Origin of the sequence: Enterobacter cloacae complex sp. BZL2005 (genome assembly GCF_049238885.1) — a bacterium.
Taxonomy (GTDB): Bacteria; Pseudomonadota; Gammaproteobacteria; order Enterobacterales; family Enterobacteriaceae; genus Enterobacter; species Enterobacter roggenkampii.
This window is the reverse complement of the sequence record NZ_JBMKGI010000001.1, coordinates 38,924-55,552: the sequence shown is the minus strand read 5'-3', so window position 1 is coordinate 55,552 and position 16,629 is coordinate 38,924. Positions and strand designations below refer to the sequence as shown.

Genomic DNA, 16,629 nt, shown 5'->3' with positions numbered 1-16,629 from the left:
GCAGGACAGAACAATGAAATTCAGTGAACTGTGGTTACGCGAGTGGGTGAACACCACGCTGGATAGCGACGCGCTTTCTAACCAGATCACCATGGCAGGTCTGGAAGTGGACGGCGTTGAGCCGGTTTCCGGTGCCTTCAACGGCGTGGTCGTCGGCGAAGTGGTAGAGTGCGGCCAGCACCCTAACGCGGACAAACTGCGCGTAACAAAAGTAAACGTAGGCGGCGACCGTCTGCTGGATATCGTCTGCGGTGCGCCAAACTGCCGCCAGGGGCTGAAAGTGGCCGTGGCGACCGTCGGTGCGGTACTGCCGGGCGATTTCAAAATCAAAGCGGCTAAGCTGCGCGGCGAGCCGTCTGAAGGCATGCTGTGTTCCTTCTCCGAGCTGGGTATTTCCGACGATCACAACGGCATCATTGAGCTGCCGCTGGATGCGCCAATCGGCACCGACATCCGCGAATACCTGAAGCTTGATGACAACACCATCGAAATCAGCGTCACGCCAAACCGTGCTGACTGCTTAGGGATCATCGGCGTGGCGCGCGACGTTGCCGTGCTGAACCAGACCGAGCTGAACGCGCCGGAGATCGCCCCGGTTGAAGCGACCATCAGTGACGTGCTGCCTATCCAGGTTGACGCTGCGGATGCCTGCCCGCGCTACCTCGGTCGCGTGGTGAAAGGCATCAACGTGAAAGCGCCAACCCCGCTGTGGATGAAAGAGAAGCTGCGCCGCTGCGGTATCCGCTCTATCGACGCCGTGGTTGACGTGACTAACTACGTTCTGCTGGAACTGGGCCAGCCAATGCACGCCTTCGATAAAGATCGTATCGAAGGCGGTATTGTGGTGCGCATGGCGAAAGAGGGCGAAACCCTGGTTCTTCTGGACGGCACCGAAGCGAAACTGAACGCCGACACCCTGGTGATTGCTGACCACAGCAAAGCGCTGGCAATGGGCGGTATCTTCGGAGGCGAGCATTCAGGCGTCAACGACGAAACGCAAAACGTCCTGCTGGAGTGCGCGTTCTTCAGCCCGCTTTCCATCACTGGTCGCGCACGCCGTCACGGACTGCACACCGATGCGTCCCACCGCTACGAGCGCGGCGTGGATCCTGCGCTGCAATACAAAGCGATGGAGCGTGCGACTCGCCTGCTGATCGACATCTGCGGCGGCGAAGCGGGCCCGGTTATCGACGTCACCAACGAAGCCACGCTGCCGAAGCGTGCGACCATCACCCTGCGTCGCAGTAAGCTGGATCGCCTGATTGGGCACCACGTTGCCGACGCGCAGGTGACCGATATTCTGAAGCGTCTGGGTTGCGACGTAACCGAAGGCCAGGACGAGTGGAAAGCCGTTGCGCCGTCATGGCGTTTCGACATGGAAATTGAAGAAGATCTGGTGGAAGAAGTGGCCCGTGTTTATGGCTACAACAACATCCCTGACGAGCCTGTGCAGGCAGGTCTGGTGATGGGCACCCACCGTGAAGCCGACCTGTCCCTGAAGCGTGTAAAAACCATGCTGAACGACAAAGGCTATCAGGAAGTGATCACCTACAGCTTTGTTGATCCAAAGCTGCAGCAGCTGATCCACCCGGGTCAGGAAGCGCTGATCCTGCCAAGCCCAATTTCCAGCGAAATGTCCGCGATGCGTCTGTCCCTGTGGACGGGCCTGCTGGGCACTATCGTTTACAACCAGAATCGCCAGCAAAACCGCGTGCGAATTTTCGAAAGCGGTTTGCGCTTTGTACCGGATAATCAGGCAAATTTAGGCATCCGTCAGGATCTCATGCTGGCTGGCGCCATCAGCGGTAACCGTTATGAAGAGCACTGGGACCTGGCAAAAGGCACGGTTGATTTCTACGATATGAAGGGCGATCTGGAAGCGATTCTGGATCTGACCGGTAAATTATCTGAAATTGAATTCCGCGCAGAAGCCATTCCGGCCCTGCATCCAGGCCAGAGCGCCGCCCTCTATTTAGACGGCAAACGCATTGGTTTTATTGGGGTTGTTCACCCTGAGCTGGAGCGTAAACTGGACCTGAATGGCCGTACCATCGTGTTCGAGCTGGAATGGAACCTGGTGGCAGACCGCGTGATTCCTCAGGCTCAGGACGTCTCCCGCTTCCCGGCAAACCGCCGTGATATCGCGGTTGTGGTCGCGGAAAATGTGCCCGCAGCAGATATTTTGGCCGAATGTAAGAAAGTTGGCGTAAATCAGGTAGTTGGCGTAAACTTATTTGACGTGTACCGCGGCAAGGGCGTAGCAGAGGGCTTTAAGAGCCTGGCTATCAGCCTGATCCTTCAGGATACCAGCCGTACACTCGAAGAAGAGGAGATTGCCGCTACCGTCGCCAAATGTGTAGAGGCATTAAAAGAGCGATTCCAGGCATCATTGAGGGATTGAACCTATGGCGCTTACAAAAGCTGAAATGTCAGAATATCTGTTTGATAAGCTTGGGCTTAGCAAACGGGATGCCAAAGAGCTGGTAGAGCTGTTTTTCGAAGAGATCCGTCGTGCTCTGGAAAATGGTGAGCAGGTAAAACTCTCCGGCTTTGGCAATTTTGATTTGCGAGATAAAAACCAACGTCCGGGCCGCAACCCGAAGACGGGGGAAGATATTCCCATTACAGCCCGCCGCGTGGTGACCTTCAGACCCGGCCAGAAGTTAAAAAGCCGTGTCGAAAACGCAACGCCCAAAGCAGAGTAATATGAACTAACTAAAAAGGCCGCCCACGCGGCCTTTTTTCTTTGCGCTCTCAGGCAAACCCGCCGTAAAATCAATTACATCTCTCGCTACGAAAACCGTAAACATGCTTGATTATGTCCATCTCCAGCACCGTTCCGATCGGCGTCACCTGTTTATTCTGGTGCTGCTGCTCATTGTCGCCGCAGGCGTTAGCCTCTGCGCCGGTGACCGGTGGATAGGGCCCGAAAGCTGGTGGGGACCTGACGGACAGCTCTTCGTCTGGCAAATTCGTCTGCCGCGTACCGTCGCGGTGATGCTGGTGGGGGCCGCGCTGGCGCTGTGCGGCACCATTATGCAGGCGTTGTTTGAGAATCCTCTGGCGGAGCCCGGGCTGCTCGGCGTGTCTAACGGTGCGGGCGTGGGGCTGATTGCAGCGGTGATGCTGGGCGGAGGAGAACTCTCCGGCTGGAGCATTAGCCTGAGCGCGATCCTTGGCGCATTACTGATAACGCTCATCCTTCTTCGTTTTGCCAGACGGCACTTATCGACCAGCCGTCTGCTGCTTGCCGGCGTGGCGCTGGGGATCATCTGTAGTGCGTTGATGACTTGGGCGGTCTACTTCTCGACCTCTTTTGACCTTCGGCAGCTCATGTACTGGATGATGGGCGGCTTTGGCGGCGTCGACTGGCAGCAGGGCTGGCTGATGGCGCTGCTGGTGCCGGTCATCGTGTGGGCTGCCCTGCAGGCGCAGCCGTTGAATATGCTCGCGCTGGGTGAAACCTCAGCCCGCCAGCTGGGCATGCCGATTGGGTTCTGGCGTAATGTGCTTGTCATCGCCATTGGCTGGCTGGTCGGCGTCAGCGTGGCTCTGGCGGGCGCGATTGGCTTTATCGGTCTGGTGATTCCGCATATGCTCCGACTGTGCGGAATCACGGACCATCGAACCTTGCTTCCGGCCTCGGCGGTTGCCGGGGCCGTCACGCTGCTGGTGGCCGACATCATCGCCAGGCTTGCCCTGACGGCCGCAGAGCTGCCCATTGGCGTGGTGACCGCCACGCTGGGCGCGCCGGTCTTTATCTGGCTACTATTAAAAGCTGGACGTTAAATCGACAACCTGAGGAAATGCTATGCAGTCAGATATCCTGAATACTGAAGTGACCACCATTGATGGCGATAAAACCACGCTGGAAGGCTACAAAGGCAATGTGTTGCTGATCGTCAACGTGGCATCCAAATGCGGCCTGACGCCGCAGTACGAGCAGCTGGAAAACATTCAGAAGGCCTGGGAGAAAGACGGTTTTACCGTGCTGGGCTTCCCCTGCAACCAGTTCCTGGGGCAGGAGCCGGGCAGCGAAGAGGAGATTAAAACCTTCTGCAGCACTACCTACGGCGTAACGTTCCCGCTGTTCAGCAAAATCGATGTCAACGGTGAAGACCGCCACCCGCTGTATGCGAAGCTGATCGCTGCCGCACCGAAAGCCGTCGCGCCGGAAGGCAGCGGTTTTTATGAACGCATGGCCAGCAAAGGCCGCGCGTCGCTTTATCCGGACGATATTCTGTGGAACTTTGAAAAATTCCTGATAGGTCGCGACGGCCAGGTCGTACAGCGTTTTTCACCGGATATGCCACCTGAAGATCCGATCGTTATGGAATCGATCAAGCTGGCGCTGGCGAAATAATGTCGCTGCTGATGCAGCTCACGGACGTTGCCGAGAAGGGACGTCTGGAGCCGATAACCGGCGCCGTCAATGCGGGAGAAATCCTGCATCTTGTCGGGCCAAACGGCGCAGGAAAGAGCACGCTGCTGGCACGGATGGCAGGCATGACTGCCGGAGAAGGGCAGATAATGTTGCTGGAGCATACGCTGGCCGAGTGGTCGCCGGTCTCGCTGGCGCATCGGCGCAGCTATCTCGTGCAGCAGCAGGTACCCCCCTTTGCGATGCCGGTCTGGCACTATCTGATGCTGCATTTGCACGACAAACATTCTACGGCACTGCTGACGGACGTGGCCGCGGCGCTGGGGCTGGAGGATAAACTCTCCCGGCATGTCAGCCAGCTATCCGGCGGCGAATGGCAGCGGGTGCGTCTGGCGGCTGTCATTGTTCAGATCCACCCGGCCGGTAATCCTCATGGGCGGATGCTGCTTCTCGATGAACCGATGAGCGGGCTGGATGTGGCGCAGCAGGCGGCCCTGGATACCCTGCTAAGTGCGCTCAGCCGAAAAGGCATCGCCGTGGTGATGAGCAGTCATGACCTCAACCACACCTTGCGTCATGCCCACCGGGTGTGGCTGCTGTCGCAGGGGAAGATGATCGCCAGCGGTACGCGGGATCAGGTTCTTACGCCGCCCAATCTTGCCCGCGCGTACAACATGTCGTTCCGCAGGCTGGATATTGAGGGCCATAAGATGCTGATTTCGACCGGGCAGGAGTAAGCGTTTCTTGCCTGTGAGCGCAATTGCACGCTAAATTACGAAAAGAACAAAAAAAGCAGAGGATTCGTCTGAAAATGCGATTCTGGTTTCTCCTGATGGCCGCACTTTTTCTTGCGGGATGCAGTAGCCATCGTGCACCGCCGCCTAACCCACGGCTTTCAGATTCGATCACCGTCATTGCCAGCCTCAACGATCAGCTGAGCAACTGGCGCGGCACGCCTTATCGCTACGGCGGCATGAGCCGTGGCGGTGTAGATTGCTCCGGCTTCGTTCTGATGACGTTTCGCGACAAGTTTGATTTACAGCTGCCGCGTGAAACGCGTAAACAGGCAGAAATCGGCACGGAAATTGATAAAGACGACCTCCTGCCCGGGGACCTGGTTTTCTTCAAAACCGGATCGGGGGAAAGCGGACTTCATGTGGGCATTTATGATACTGACAACCAGTTCATTCACGCCTCGACGAGCCGCGGCGTGATGCGCTCTTCTCTTGATAATGTTTACTGGCGTAAAAATTTCTGGCAGGCACGACGTATATAATCTTCGTCGTATACCTCTCTTATGACGGCATGGTAGCGAATAAACATGCCGTTTTTTCTCAAATAAGATGATTAAAGTTAAATTTACCTAAAATTAGCGAATCCCTCATGTATCTGTTTTATCTAAAACTGGCTATTATTTTGCAACCAGGATAAGATTATTTTAGATTCAGGGAAAAATATGAAAATTAATACGGAACTAATGAAATTAATCTTATTAAAATCAAGACAGTGGAATTGTGTCGGCAATTGCTCCAGGATGTCCTCTCTCATCTTTAATGCGGGGCGAGTGCAATGATAATTACGCTAGATAATGCTTACCAGTCTGAACTGCTGCTTTTGCCTGCCCGTAATAGCGCAGGGGAGCTTAAAGGTTTAGAAATTCTGGTTAACTTTACTGGCGTCGACAGCGATGTGCGGATCCCCACTGAGCTTGTTATCCCACGACTTTCAGCGGCTGAAGAGTTAGCGCTGTTTAACGAAAAACTGCAATTGCTTGATACCTGCAAACTGTTTTTTATTCAGCATCAGTTAATTGCATGGATCAATATTACACCTGCAATAGTTGAATTTTTATTAAGTAATGGAAACGCTGTTTCAATTCTTGAGCGTTATCCGTTTCTTGAGTTTACTGTTAATGAGAATTATCCAGGTTTAAATAACGGAAAGGACGATCTTCAGCTGGCGAGAATGGCAATCCATTTCCCATTGGTGCTGGCAAACTTTGGTGCAGGCGCTGCATCGCTCAAAGCGGTGTATGATGGATTATTTAAACGGGTTATTCTCGATAAAGGCTTCATTCAGCAGCGTGCTTCAGAGCTCTCTTTTGAGCCATTTATGCGCGCCATCCTCTGGCAAATCACGCCGCACTGCCAGTCTGTGATTGTCTCGGGCATTGACGACCACGGTCTGTTGCAGCGCGTGTTGTCCTTTAATTTTGGCGCCATGCAGGGAACACTCTGGCCTGCCGTCTCGGCGGAACACGTCACTACGCTGGTTCAGCAGCGATAACCCTTGCTTTCGCCCGTGTTTAAGTCCGGGTAAACCCTCTACACTAAAAGCAGGAGGACTTATGACCCTGTCTTTTACTGCTCACTGGCATGACGAGTTGCCGGGATTTTATACCGCACTCAAACCCACACCGTTACAAAATTCACGCCTTATCTGGCATAACGATCGGCTGGCAGAAGAGCTGGCCATTCCGCCTGAGCTGCTTCAGCGTTCAGGAAGCGCTGGCGTCTGGGGAGGCGAAACGCTTCTCGCCGGTATGCAACCCCTTGCTCAGGTCTATAGCGGGCATCAGTTTGGCGTCTGGGCTGGGCAACTGGGCGACGGCAGGGGGATCCTGCTCGGTGAACAACAGCTTCCCAACGGGGAGACGGTTGACTGGCACCTGAAAGGTGCGGGCCTGACGCCCTATTCGCGGATGGGCGACGGGCGTGCGGTTCTGCGTTCAACGATTCGCGAATGCCTGGGCTCCGAAGCGATGCATGCCCTGGGTATCCCCACCACCCGTGCGCTGTCGATCGTGACCAGCGACACGCCGGTTGCGCGCGAAACCGTGGAAAAGGGCGCAATGCTGATGCGCATTGCGCAAAGCCATCTGCGCTTCGGTCATTTTGAGCACTTTTACTATCGCCGCGAGCCGGACAAGGTGCGCCAGCTGGCTGACTTTGCCATTCGTCACCACTGGGCGCATTTGCAGGACGACGCGGATAAATACGTTCTCTGGTTCAGGGATGTGGTGGCCCGTACCGCAGCCCTGATTGCCCGCTGGCAAACGGTAGGTTTTGCCCATGGCGTCATGAATACGGACAACATGTCGCTTCTCGGGTTGACCTTTGACTACGGCCCGTTTGGTTTCCTGGATGATTATCAGCCAGGGTACATCTGTAACCACTCCGACTATCAGGGGCGCTACAGTTTTGACAATCAGCCCGCGGTGGGCCTGTGGAACCTGCAGCGGCTTGCGCAAACCCTGTCGCCGTTCATCGACGTTGATGCCCTGAATGATGCGCTCGACAGCTATCAGGCGATCTTACTGCGAGAGTATGGCTCGCTGATGCGCAACAAGCTGGGGCTAGTCACGCAGGAGAAGGGCGATAACGACATCCTCAATGGCCTGTTTGCCCTGATGGCGCGCGAGGGCAGCGATTACACGCGCACCTTCCGGATGCTGGGCCAGACGGAGCAGCACAGTGCCGCCTCTCCGCTGCGCGATGAGTTTATTGACAGACAGGCGTTTGACGACTGGTTTGCATCGTACCGCACGCGGCTGCAGCAGGAGCAGGTGGATGATGTGACCCGCCAGGCGCAGATGAACGCTACGAACCCGGCGATGGTGTTGCGCAACTGGCTGGCGCAGCGGGCGATTGAGCAGGCCGAGCAGGGCGAGTACGACGAGTTACACCGTCTGCACGTGGCGTTGCGCACGCCGTTTGCCGACCGGGATGATGATTACGTCAGCCGCCCGCCTGAGTGGGGCAAGCGGCTGGAGGTCAGTTGCTCAAGCTAGTGTCTGGCCGGAGTCGGCGTCATCAGAATCCGGACCGGTCAGGGGGCGAGAAACACCTGCGGCACGGCGTGAGCCGGATGCCTGCCGACGTGAACCTGTGCGCCGTACCAGCGCGCCAGCGCATCGGCCTGCAACACGGTTTCCGGCTCTCCCTGGGACACGATCCTGCCGCTGTGCAGGAGCAGGATGCGATCCGCCCACAGCGCTGCCAGGTTGAGGTCGTGCAGCACCGCGCACACGTGCAGATGTCCCCGGCTGGTCAGGGATTTCAGCAGGCGCAGCAGATGCTGCTGGTGATAGAGATCCAGCGCGGACGTCGGTTCATCAAGAAACAGCCAGCCGCGCGGCGCACCGTCGCACCAGAGCTGAGCCAGCGCGCGGGCGAGCTGAACGCGCTGCTGCTCGCCGCCGGAGAGCGCGGCAAACTGCCTTCCCGCCAGCGGTAAACAGCCGGTGATGGCCATCACCTCCTCGATCACCGACGCTTCTGGCGTGCGGGTCCAGGGCGCACGCCCCATACCGACCACCGCCTCAACCGGCCAGTCAAATCCGAGCTGCGTGCTCTGGCGCATCACCGCCCGGTAGCGGGAGAGCCTTTCCGGTTGCCAGGCCGCAAGCGGTGTGCCCGCCAGGCTGCACCGTCCCCCAGCAGGTTTAAGATAGCCGGTAAGCAGTCGCAACAGCGTCGATTTCCCGGCGCCGTTGGGGCCAATCAACGCCACCAGCTCGCCCTGAGATAAGGTCAGCGACACGTCGTTAATCAGCGTGCGTTGCCCGGCGCGAAAAACAAGGTTTTCTGCACAATAGCGTTCAGCCATGCGCACCTCCACGACGAAAGATCAGCCACAGGAACCACGGCGCGCCGAGAAGGCTGGTCAATAAGCCAACCGGCATTTCCGCCGGAGCGACCACGCTGCGCGCCAGCGTGTCGGCCACCAGCAGGAGCAGCGCACCGGCCAGCACCGAGCCGGGGAGCGTGGCCCGATGGTCGGCTCCCAGCCACATGCGCACCAGGTGGGGCACCACCAGGCCAACAAAACCGATCACGCCGCTGATCGCAACGGCGGCAGCCACCAGCAGGGCGCTGCACAGCAGCAGGATCCGCTGCACGGCGGCCACCTCCACGCCGAGATAGTGCGCCTCTTCATCGCCCAGCTGCAGCAGGTTGAGGGGCCCTGCCAGGCGCCAGATAATCAGCACGGTGGGGATCATCAGCGACGCGACGGCCAGCAGCGTCGACCACTGCGCCTGGCCAAGGCTGCCCATTCCCCAGAGTGAAAGCTGGCGAAGCTGGGCATCATTGCTGAGCCATGACAGCACGCCGACGGCGGCGCCGCACAGGGCGTTGATGGCAATCCCTACCAGCAGCAGGCGCGACAGGGAAGCGTCACGCTGTCGGCTGAGCAGGAAAATCACGACGGTGGCGGCCAGCGCGCCGAGAAACGCCGCCAGCATCGGGGCATACAGCATCACCAGCGCTGGCAGCGAGAGCGGAAGCACCACCCACAGGGCGACGGCAAGCGCCGCGCCGCTGCTGATGCCGAGCAGGCCCGGGTCCGCCAGCGGGTTGCGAAACAGCCCCTGCATTACGCACCCAGCCAGCGCCAGCGAACCGCCGATCGTCAGCGCCAGCAGCACGCGAGGCAAGCGGATCGTCAGCCATATTTGGCGCAGGGCCTCGTCGGTGCCGTTCCACAGCAGTCTGACCGGCAGGCGCAGCGCGCCAATGCCACTGGCCGTCAGCGTCGTGACGACCAGCAGCGCGGCCAGCATCCATAATGACAGGGCGGCTCGCCGGGACATCAGGGCAGTTGCTCCGCTTTGGCACGCAACTCCCGGATGGCTTCCGGCGTTCGCACGCTGAAGCCCAGCAGCGCCATGTCATCAATCGCCAGCACCTGCCTGTTCCGTCCTGCCGGGGTTTGCGCCAGGCCGGGAAGCGTCCACAGATTCGCCTCCCCACCCAGGGCGTTGATGCCGTCCTGCGAAATCACCACCAGATCGGGTCGGCTGGCAATCGTGCCTTCCTGAGACAGCGGCTGATAGCGGGTGAACCCCTGCATCGCGTTCTGCAGCCCCGCCGCACGAATGGCCGCGTCCGCGCCGGTCTGTTGTCCGGCAGCCATGGCGGTCATCCCGCCGTGGTTGAGAATAAACAGCACCCGCTTATTGAGCGGCGACGCGGGAAGCGTCGACAGCGCCTGACGCAGCGTCTTGCGCAAGGCTTCCCCCTCGGCCTCGCGGTGCGTCGCTTCAGCGACGATCCGTACCTTTTCGTCAAGGACGCTCAGATCGTTAGCGGCTGGAACCGCGATAACCCGGACGTGGCTTTGCTCAACCTGCGTGAGCGCCAGAGACGGCTGCGCCTGGGCGCTGGCCAGCACCAGCGTAGGGCGCATGGATAAGATCCCTTCCGCGTTGAGCTGGCGCAGATAGCCCACGTCCGGCAGTGCGGTTGCCGCCTGCGGCCACTGGCTGGTGCTGTCGCGGGCCACGAGGGAAGAGGCCGCGCCGAGGGCGTAGACGATCTCGGTGACGTCGCCGCCGAGCGTGATAATTTTCTCCTGCGGCGCAGCAAACGCCAGCAGGGGGAGGGCGCTGATCAGGGCAAGCCACCGTTTCATGCGGCCAGCCCTTTCGCCGTTAAGGCGTCAATCTGGCTGCGCCACTGGCTTTGCTCCGGCTCGCCTTCGGTGCGCTGGCCGTACAGCTGGGCGATTTGCGTCCCGTCGGCGGCAAACAGCTCCAGGCTGGTGACGTGCCCGTCAGCGGTTGGTTTGCGCGTGACCCACGTCTCCGCAATGGCGTCTTCAAGCAGGTGCAGGGTAAAGGTTGAGTTGAAGATGTTCAGCCAGCCTTTCATCGGCGCCAGCTTTTCCACCACGCCGGTGAAAATCTGTACGCAGCCGCGGTTGCCGACGAAGACCATGATTTCATTGCCGTCACGACGCGCCGTCTCCAGCAGTTGCGCCAGCGCGCTGTTTTCTACCCGACAGGCCAGATCGTCCCCGACCAGGCGAAACGCCTGCTGGCGGCTGAGGTTATGGCGTTTGAGGAGGCTGAAGAACTGGTGCACGTCGGTCATGGCGCGCCACTCGTTGTCCACGAGCGCAGCTTGCGCATTTTCCGTGTGAGCAGGCATATCGGGCTTCTTCAACGCCAGCGATGGATTATCGGCAATGATAAAGCGAGTCAGCACGTCGCCCCAGGCGGAAACGTCGGTGTTATCCGTGGCGTAGACCTTCAGCAGGGCATCGCCCTGGTGGTCGAAGAACTGAATGCTCTGCCGCTCGCCGCGGGCGGTGGCTTCACTGATGTGAAACGCGCTTGCCCACTGGTTGAGAAACAGGCGCAGATCCAGCGCGCGCGGGTTCAGCACCAGCCCGGCATGGCCGTTCAGGTGCTGGTTGGTGAAGCTTCCGACCTGCTCGTGAACGGCGTAGTCGTTGCGGCAGATGCACCTGGTTTCGCCCACCGCCTCCAGCGCGCCCAGGATCTCGCGGATCTCACCGCGCAGTCGCCAGGCGTCGTGACCCACGCGGGCAAAGGTCAGCTCTGCTTCGCTGATATTCATTAACCCTGCGATGTCGCGCGCGTACTTACCCGGATTGTCTTCTTTCAGCTCAAGCCAGCGCGTGTAGTGATTCATTTTCTTATCCTTCTGAAGAGTTGCCCCGACGGGAATTACCACTGATAGCTTACGAAAATCTTGCCGTTACGGCCGTCCTGCGGAATGCCCTGAGGTGACCAGTATTCTTTGTCAAAGGCGTTGCCGAGCACCAGCGTCGTGGTCACGCCTTTGAGCTGCTCCTGGCCCTTATAGCTGACGAAGAAGTCATTGACCGCGTAGCCCGGCTGCTTGCTGTAGCTGCTGCTGATATGCGTTGAGCGATCGACAAAGGTGCCAATCCAGCCGACGGAAAAACCGCTCTGCGCCACCGGAATGTCCAGCTTGCTGGTGACGGTATCCGGGTTGATGCTGGAGATGTACTCGCCCGTATCGGTGTCTTTCCCGCGCGTGCGGTTATAGGCCAGGTCGAGGTTGAAGAGGTCGGCAGAGTATTTTGCCATCATGTCCCAGCCCCAGATTTTGGCGTTCGGAACGTTATAAGACATGGTGGTCGCGGCGGCAAAATTGACGGTGGTGGAGATATAGTCTTTGGCTTTGGTATCGAAATAGCTGGCTTTAAACTCCAGCGCATCGTTGGCAAGCAGCAGATCGTCAAAGCGCAGACCGAACCCAAACTCTTGCGTTTCGTTGGTTTCCGGGCGCAGGTTCGGGTTTGGCACCCAGTAGTTGGTATAGAAGCGGCCAATAGAGAAGTGTTTGGCGTCGTTGTACATCTCGCCCATGGTGGGCGCGCGGAACGCCTGCGCGTATGAGCCAAACAGCATCAGCCAGTCGGTCGGGCTGACGGTCAACGCGGCGCGGGAGGACCATTTATCAGCATCCACGTCGTCGTAGCCATTGCTGCTGCCGCGGTAGTTGTCATAGCGCGTACCGCCCAGGAGGGTGACCGGCAGATCGCGCAGGGTGATCTCATCCTGCAGCCAGCCGGAGCTGAAGTCGATTTTCGCCTCCGGGAAGCCGGTGGTCGCGCCGCCAGGGTGCTGCTCCTGACGGTAGTATTCCCCACCGTAGGTCAGCAGATGTGCTGCTAAAGTGTCGCTGAACAGGCGGGTGCGGTTTTCCACCTTGCCGCCTTTGGTGGTTTGCTTGCGGAACTCACCGCTGTTGTCGATATTCTGGGCATTAATGCGCGCTTCGGACCAGTAGACCTTCGCGTCGGCGTTCAGCCAGTCGTTACCTTCCGGGGCGATGCGGTAGCCCACCTGCGCGTCACGCTGGATGGTGGAGCGATCGGTCATCGGGTTACTGCTGTCCGCCCCAGTTGTTTGCGGGTTTTTTGGTTCCTGAGCATCGTTGTTGTAGTAGCGCAGGGCGCCGCTCAGGGTCTGGGCCGGGTCGATTTTCCAGCTGCCTTTCGCCATCATGTTATTGATGGACTCGTCGTTAGGGGCGGTTGCTCCGTCGCTCTGGCGGATATCACCGCGATCCCGGCTGGACCAGGCCACCAGACCGTCCAGCGTGTCGGTGCGGCCATAGGCGCTGGCCCCCATGCCAAGACTGTGATCGCCTGTCTCCCCCGTACCAAACACACGATAACCGCTGTTTTTACCCGTTTCCAGCAGGTCTTTTGCATCGACGGTGTCATAGGAAATCACGCCGCCCAGCGCGCCGCTGCCGTACAGCAGGGCCGACGGGCCGCGAACCACTTCGATACGTTTAATCAGCGCCGGATCGAGGAACGTGCTGTTCAGGTGGCCGGTGTCGGTGCCCTGACGCACGCCGTCAACCAGCACCAGCACGCCGCGACGATCGTAGCCGCGCAGGTTCACGTCCTGCCCGTTGGTGCGCCCGGTGCCGTCCAGCATCAGGCCGGGAACGTTACGCAGCAGGTCGGCCGCCGAGCTGGCGGTTTGTTTCTCCGGGGCGGTGGCATCAATCACGCTCACCATCATGGGGGCTTCAAAGGCGCTGCGGGCGTTGCCCGTGGCGGTGACGGTCATTTCATCTGCGGCAGCAAACGCGACGCCCGGCAGGGTGCTGACAATCGCCAGCGCCAGAAGTGACGGGCGTAAAGACGCGGAAGGCAGGTGTGGCATAGCAACTCTCCATAAAGAATCGAAAGCGCTGGCTGCCTGGGGATCACCTGGGTGGCTGGCGAAGTTTTTGGTTTATTTTGTGAGGATCAGTTTTCCGGCATGGGTCTGGCGCAGCAGATAGCGCTGGCCGTCATGCTCGATAATGACCCTCCCCGCATCGCCGAGCAGGGTTTTGCTGTCAATCCGACGCTCGGTAGGGGTTGGTGCTGTGTCAGTTTTTGCTGGCGTTGCCGCGCTGTTATCCGTACGTGACATAATGTTTATAAATAACAATCAATGTAACAATGATAATCATTATCAATAAACTGCAAATTTACGGCAAGCGTTTTTGTGAAAAAAGGGTGAGAGGATCAATATTGTGCAATGAAAAGCCCGGTGGCGGCTTCGCCTTACCGGGCCTACAACGGCAAGAATCGTAGGCCGGCTAAGGCGAAGCCGCCCCCCGGCAGGAAGTTAAAAGCGCGTGTCCACGGCTGCAGCCAGCTTCTCCAGCAGCAGCTCGCTGTCTTCCCAGCTCAGGCACGGGTCGGTGATCGACTGGCCGTACACCATCTGCTGGCCAGCAACGATTTTCTGCGTGCCTTCTTTGATAAAGCTCTCCGCCATAATCCCTGCAACGGCGGTTGAACCGCTGCGGATCTGCTGGCAGATCTCATCGCAGACGTCCAGCTGGCGGCGATGCTGCTTCTGGCAGTTGCCGTGGCTAAAGTCCACCACCAGATGTTCCGGCAGGTCGAATTCCGCCAGCGTTTCACAGGCCGCCGCAATATCTTGTGCATGATAATTGGGCTTCTTCCCGCCGCGCATAATGATATGCCCGTACGGGTTACCGCTGGTCTGGTAGATGGTCATGTGACCGCTCTTGTCCGGCGACAGGAACATGTGGCTGGCACGGGCCGCGCGGATGGCATCAACCGCAATACGGGTATTGCCATCGGTCCCGTTTTTAAAGCCGACCGGACAGGAGAGGGCGGAGGCCATCTCGCGGTGGATTTGGCTCTCGGTGGTGCGTGCGCCAATCGCGCCCCAGCTGATCAGATCGGCGATAAACTGCCCGGTCACCATATCAAGGAACTCGGTGGCGGTCGGCACGCCCAGCTCGTTGACCTGCAAAAGCAGCTTCCGCGCCAGCTCGATGCCGTGGTTCACGCGATAGCTGCCGTTGAGGTCAGGGTCGGAAATCAGTCCTTTCCAGCCCACCACGGTACGCGGTTTTTCAAAGTAGGTTCGCATCACAATCTCAAGGCGGTGCTGGTACTTATCCCGCAGGCCCTGAAGCCGTTTTGCATAATCCATCGCGGCATCCAGATCGTGGATGGAGCAGGGACCAATCACCACCAGAAGACGCTTGTCTTCACCATTGAGGATTTTTTCAATGCGGCGGCGGGAGGCCGTCACGTGTTCCGCAACGGCAGCGGAAACAGGATGCCGCTGGGCCAGTTCAGCCGGCGTGACCAGGCTGTCAATGCGCGCAGTGCGGAGTTCATCGGTTTTATTCATGGAATGTCTCAGAAAATTTTTGCTTCATCGGCAGACTACCGGGAAGTGATGGGCATCACCTTAAACCAATCCCTGCTGATTTCAAGTTCGGGGCGATACCGCCCCGTGGTTGCCGATGATGATACCTGAATCTGAGCTAATGTACTAGCATATTAGTACATGCGGCGATTAAGCCCCATGATGTCGAGAATTTTGGTGGCAATTTCTTCCACAGAGTAGTTGGTGCTGTTCAGCCACGGGATCTGATTTTTGCGGTAAAGGGCTTCCACTTCGGAGACCTCCATCCGGCACTGGCGCATGGAGGCGTAGCGGCTGTTCTCGCGGCGCTCTTCGCGGATGGCGGCAAGGCGCTCCGGATTAATGGTCAGCCCGAACAGCTTGTGCTGCAGCGGCTTCAGGGCGGCGGGCAGCACCAGGTTATCCATATCGTCAGCGATGAACGGGTAGTTGGCGGCGCGAATGCCGAACTGCATCGCCAGGTAGAGGCTGGTCGGCGTTTTGCCGCAGCGCGACACGCCAAGCAGGATCACCTGCGCCTGGTCGAGATTACGCAGCGAGATGCCGTCGTCGTGCGCGAGGGTATAGTCAATGGCGGCGATACGGGCATCATACTTGGTCAGGTTGCCGGGGTTCAGCCCGTGGGTACGGTGGGCGATAGGCGTTGGGTCGAGCTTCAGCTCGCTTTGCAGCGGAGCCACCAGCGCCTGCACGATATCCTGGCAGAAGCCTTCACTCTGCAGAATGATGGCGCGAATCTCGGGGATCACAATGGAGTAGAACACCAGCGGGCGGACGCCGGTCTGCTGGTAAATGGCGTCGATCTGGTCCTTCACCGCTTTGGCGCGGCTCTCATTTTCGACAAACGGCAGCGTAATGCTGTTGATCGATACGGGAAACTGCGACATCACCGCGTGGCCCAGCACCTCGGCGGTGATCGCCGTACCATCAGAAATATAAAAAACGTGACGATCGACAGCACTATCCATTTTACCCACCCTGAATATCAGACGTAATTGTCTGAAAGCATAAATTAAAAAATGTAATTTACACAGCAAAGAACTTATCCTAATTATGAATGAAACGCTGTTTTTGATTTTCCTGAAAAGTGGATTTCATTTTTCAAATAGCGACTTTATTTTTGGGGTTTCTGGCTGAATATAGAGGAATCATCGGGTTAATCGTTGATGGGAAAGTATCCGAAAAGTTGAAAATTTAAATTGCTTACACGATTCACCGTTTTTTTAGCGGAAATAATTATGCCAGTATAAATACGTAGTCAGGTGTTTCTTAC

The 16,629-nt window shown here is 58.2% G+C and carries 16 protein-coding genes; 8 read left to right on the top strand and 8 right to left on the bottom strand.

What is annotated here, in order from left to right:
* Window positions 1–13 precede the first annotated feature (13 nt).
* From pheT to selO, 8 genes are all read left to right on the top strand, one after another.
* Window positions 14–2,401 (top strand): phenylalanine--tRNA ligase subunit beta, encoded by a 2,388-nt coding sequence (gene pheT, locus ACOTXI_RS00270; RefSeq protein WP_008500654.1) that lies wholly within the window; start codon window positions 14–16, stop codon window positions 2,399–2,401.
* A 4-nt stretch (window positions 2,402–2,405) separates the two neighbouring features.
* The gene (gene ihfA / locus ACOTXI_RS00265) at window positions 2,406–2,705 is read left to right on the top strand and encodes an integration host factor subunit alpha (RefSeq protein ID WP_003857805.1); all 300 of its coding nucleotides are present in this window, start codon (window positions 2,406–2,408) and stop codon (window positions 2,703–2,705) included.
* A 103-nt stretch (window positions 2,706–2,808) separates the two neighbouring features.
* Window positions 2,809–3,789 (top strand): vitamin B12 ABC transporter permease BtuC, encoded by a 981-nt coding sequence (gene btuC, locus ACOTXI_RS00260; protein ID WP_058654098.1) that lies wholly within the window; start codon window positions 2,809–2,811, stop codon window positions 3,787–3,789.
* Window positions 3,790–3,811: 22 nt separating this feature from the next.
* On the top strand, window positions 3,812–4,363 hold the full coding sequence (locus ACOTXI_RS00255) for a glutathione peroxidase (RefSeq protein WP_058654097.1): 552 nt from the start codon (window positions 3,812–3,814) through the stop codon (window positions 4,361–4,363).
* Window positions 4,363–5,118: a vitamin B12 ABC transporter ATP-binding protein BtuD gene (btuD, locus tag ACOTXI_RS00250; RefSeq protein WP_008500651.1), complete on the top strand. Its 756-nt coding sequence runs from the start codon at window positions 4,363–4,365 to the stop codon at window positions 5,116–5,118. The genes ACOTXI_RS00255 and btuD overlap by 1 nt, the downstream gene beginning before the upstream one ends.
* A 74-nt stretch (window positions 5,119–5,192) precedes the next feature.
* Window positions 5,193–5,657 (top strand): NlpC/P60 family protein, encoded by a 465-nt coding sequence (locus ACOTXI_RS00245; RefSeq protein ID WP_008500650.1) that lies wholly within the window; start codon window positions 5,193–5,195, stop codon window positions 5,655–5,657.
* A 293-nt stretch (window positions 5,658–5,950) separates the two neighbouring features.
* Window positions 5,951–6,667, top strand: coding sequence for an EAL domain-containing protein (locus tag ACOTXI_RS00240; RefSeq protein WP_008500649.1), 717 nt, complete (start codon window positions 5,951–5,953; stop codon window positions 6,665–6,667).
* A 61-nt stretch (window positions 6,668–6,728) separates the two neighbouring features.
* Window positions 6,729–8,171, top strand: a complete 1,443-nt coding sequence (selO, locus tag ACOTXI_RS00235; RefSeq protein ID WP_058654096.1) for a protein adenylyltransferase SelO — start codon at window positions 6,729–6,731, stop codon at window positions 8,169–8,171.
* A gap of 38 nt (window positions 8,172–8,209) precedes the next feature.
* Here the strand turns inward: selO and ACOTXI_RS00230 are convergent, their stop codons facing one another.
* The 8 genes from ACOTXI_RS00230 to ppsR form a co-directional block, all read right to left on the bottom strand.
* Complete coding sequence (locus tag ACOTXI_RS00230) at window positions 8,210–8,989, bottom strand: heme ABC transporter ATP-binding protein (RefSeq protein ID WP_023343942.1); 780 nt, start codon at window positions 8,987–8,989, stop codon at window positions 8,210–8,212.
* Complete coding sequence (locus ACOTXI_RS00225; RefSeq protein ID WP_058654095.1) at window positions 8,982–9,974, bottom strand: FecCD family ABC transporter permease; 993 nt, start codon at window positions 9,972–9,974, stop codon at window positions 8,982–8,984. The genes ACOTXI_RS00230 and ACOTXI_RS00225 overlap by 8 nt, the downstream gene beginning before the upstream one ends.
* The gene (locus tag ACOTXI_RS00220; protein WP_058654094.1) at window positions 9,974–10,795 is read right to left on the bottom strand and encodes a heme/hemin ABC transporter substrate-binding protein; all 822 of its coding nucleotides are present in this window, start codon (window positions 10,793–10,795) and stop codon (window positions 9,974–9,976) included. Before ACOTXI_RS00220 ends, ACOTXI_RS00225 begins: the two co-directional genes overlap by 1 nt.
* Window positions 10,792–11,820 carry a hemin-degrading factor gene (locus tag ACOTXI_RS00215; protein WP_058654093.1) on the bottom strand — a complete coding sequence of 343 codons (1,029 nt, stop codon included), beginning with the start codon at window positions 11,818–11,820 and terminating at the stop codon, window positions 10,792–10,794. Before ACOTXI_RS00215 ends, ACOTXI_RS00220 begins: the two co-directional genes overlap by 4 nt.
* A 35-nt stretch (window positions 11,821–11,855) precedes the next feature.
* Window positions 11,856–13,838: a TonB-dependent hemoglobin/transferrin/lactoferrin family receptor gene (locus ACOTXI_RS00210; RefSeq protein ID WP_058654092.1), complete on the bottom strand. Its 1,983-nt coding sequence runs from the start codon at window positions 13,836–13,838 to the stop codon at window positions 11,856–11,858.
* Window positions 13,839–13,910: 72 nt separating this feature from the next.
* Window positions 13,911–14,093, bottom strand: a complete 183-nt coding sequence (hemP, locus tag ACOTXI_RS00205; RefSeq protein WP_023327179.1) for a hemin uptake protein HemP — start codon at window positions 14,091–14,093, stop codon at window positions 13,911–13,913.
* Between the two features lie 198 nt (window positions 14,094–14,291).
* On the bottom strand, window positions 14,292–15,338 hold the full coding sequence (gene aroH / locus ACOTXI_RS00200; protein WP_008500645.1) for a 3-deoxy-7-phosphoheptulonate synthase AroH: 1,047 nt from the start codon (window positions 15,336–15,338) through the stop codon (window positions 14,292–14,294).
* Between the two features lie 152 nt (window positions 15,339–15,490).
* Window positions 15,491–16,324 (bottom strand): posphoenolpyruvate synthetase regulatory kinase/phosphorylase PpsR, encoded by an 834-nt coding sequence (gene ppsR / locus ACOTXI_RS00195; RefSeq protein WP_008500644.1) that lies wholly within the window; start codon window positions 16,322–16,324, stop codon window positions 15,491–15,493.
* Window positions 16,325–16,629: the final 305 nt, after the last annotated feature.

Excerpts from the sequence above, each read along its gene's own strand:
- ACOTXI_RS00210 (WP_058654092.1), bottom strand. The coding sequence starts at position 13,838 with ATGCCACACCTGCCTTCCGCGTCTTTACGCCCGTCACTTCTGGCGCTG.
- ACOTXI_RS00225 (WP_058654095.1), bottom strand. The coding sequence starts at position 9,974 with ATGTCCCGGCGAGCCGCCCTGTCATTATGGATGCTGGCCGCGCTGCTG.
- ACOTXI_RS00240 (WP_008500649.1), top strand. The coding sequence starts at position 5,951 with ATGATAATTACGCTAGATAATGCTTACCAGTCTGAACTGCTGCTTTTG.
- btuC (WP_058654098.1), top strand. The coding sequence starts at position 2,809 with ATGCTTGATTATGTCCATCTCCAGCACCGTTCCGATCGGCGTCACCTG.
- pheT (WP_008500654.1), top strand. The coding sequence starts at position 14 with ATGAAATTCAGTGAACTGTGGTTACGCGAGTGGGTGAACACCACGCTG.
- hemP (WP_023327179.1), bottom strand. The coding sequence starts at position 14,093 with ATGTCACGTACGGATAACAGCGCGGCAACGCCAGCAAAAACTGACACA.
- selO (WP_058654096.1), top strand. The coding sequence starts at position 6,729 with ATGACCCTGTCTTTTACTGCTCACTGGCATGACGAGTTGCCGGGATTT.
- ACOTXI_RS00230 (WP_023343942.1), bottom strand. The coding sequence starts at position 8,989 with ATGGCTGAACGCTATTGTGCAGAAAACCTTGTTTTTCGCGCCGGGCAA.
- ACOTXI_RS00255 (WP_058654097.1), top strand. The coding sequence starts at position 3,812 with ATGCAGTCAGATATCCTGAATACTGAAGTGACCACCATTGATGGCGAT.
- ACOTXI_RS00245 (WP_008500650.1), top strand. The coding sequence starts at position 5,193 with ATGCGATTCTGGTTTCTCCTGATGGCCGCACTTTTTCTTGCGGGATGC.
- ppsR (WP_008500644.1), bottom strand. The coding sequence starts at position 16,324 with ATGGATAGTGCTGTCGATCGTCACGTTTTTTATATTTCTGATGGTACG.
- ACOTXI_RS00215 (WP_058654093.1), bottom strand. The coding sequence starts at position 11,820 with ATGAATCACTACACGCGCTGGCTTGAGCTGAAAGAAGACAATCCGGGT.
- aroH (WP_008500645.1), bottom strand. The coding sequence starts at position 15,338 with ATGAATAAAACCGATGAACTCCGCACTGCGCGCATTGACAGCCTGGTC.
- ACOTXI_RS00220 (WP_058654094.1), bottom strand. The coding sequence starts at position 10,795 with ATGAAACGGTGGCTTGCCCTGATCAGCGCCCTCCCCCTGCTGGCGTTT.
- ihfA (WP_003857805.1), top strand. The coding sequence starts at position 2,406 with ATGGCGCTTACAAAAGCTGAAATGTCAGAATATCTGTTTGATAAGCTT.
- btuD (WP_008500651.1), top strand. The coding sequence starts at position 4,363 with ATGTCGCTGCTGATGCAGCTCACGGACGTTGCCGAGAAGGGACGTCTG.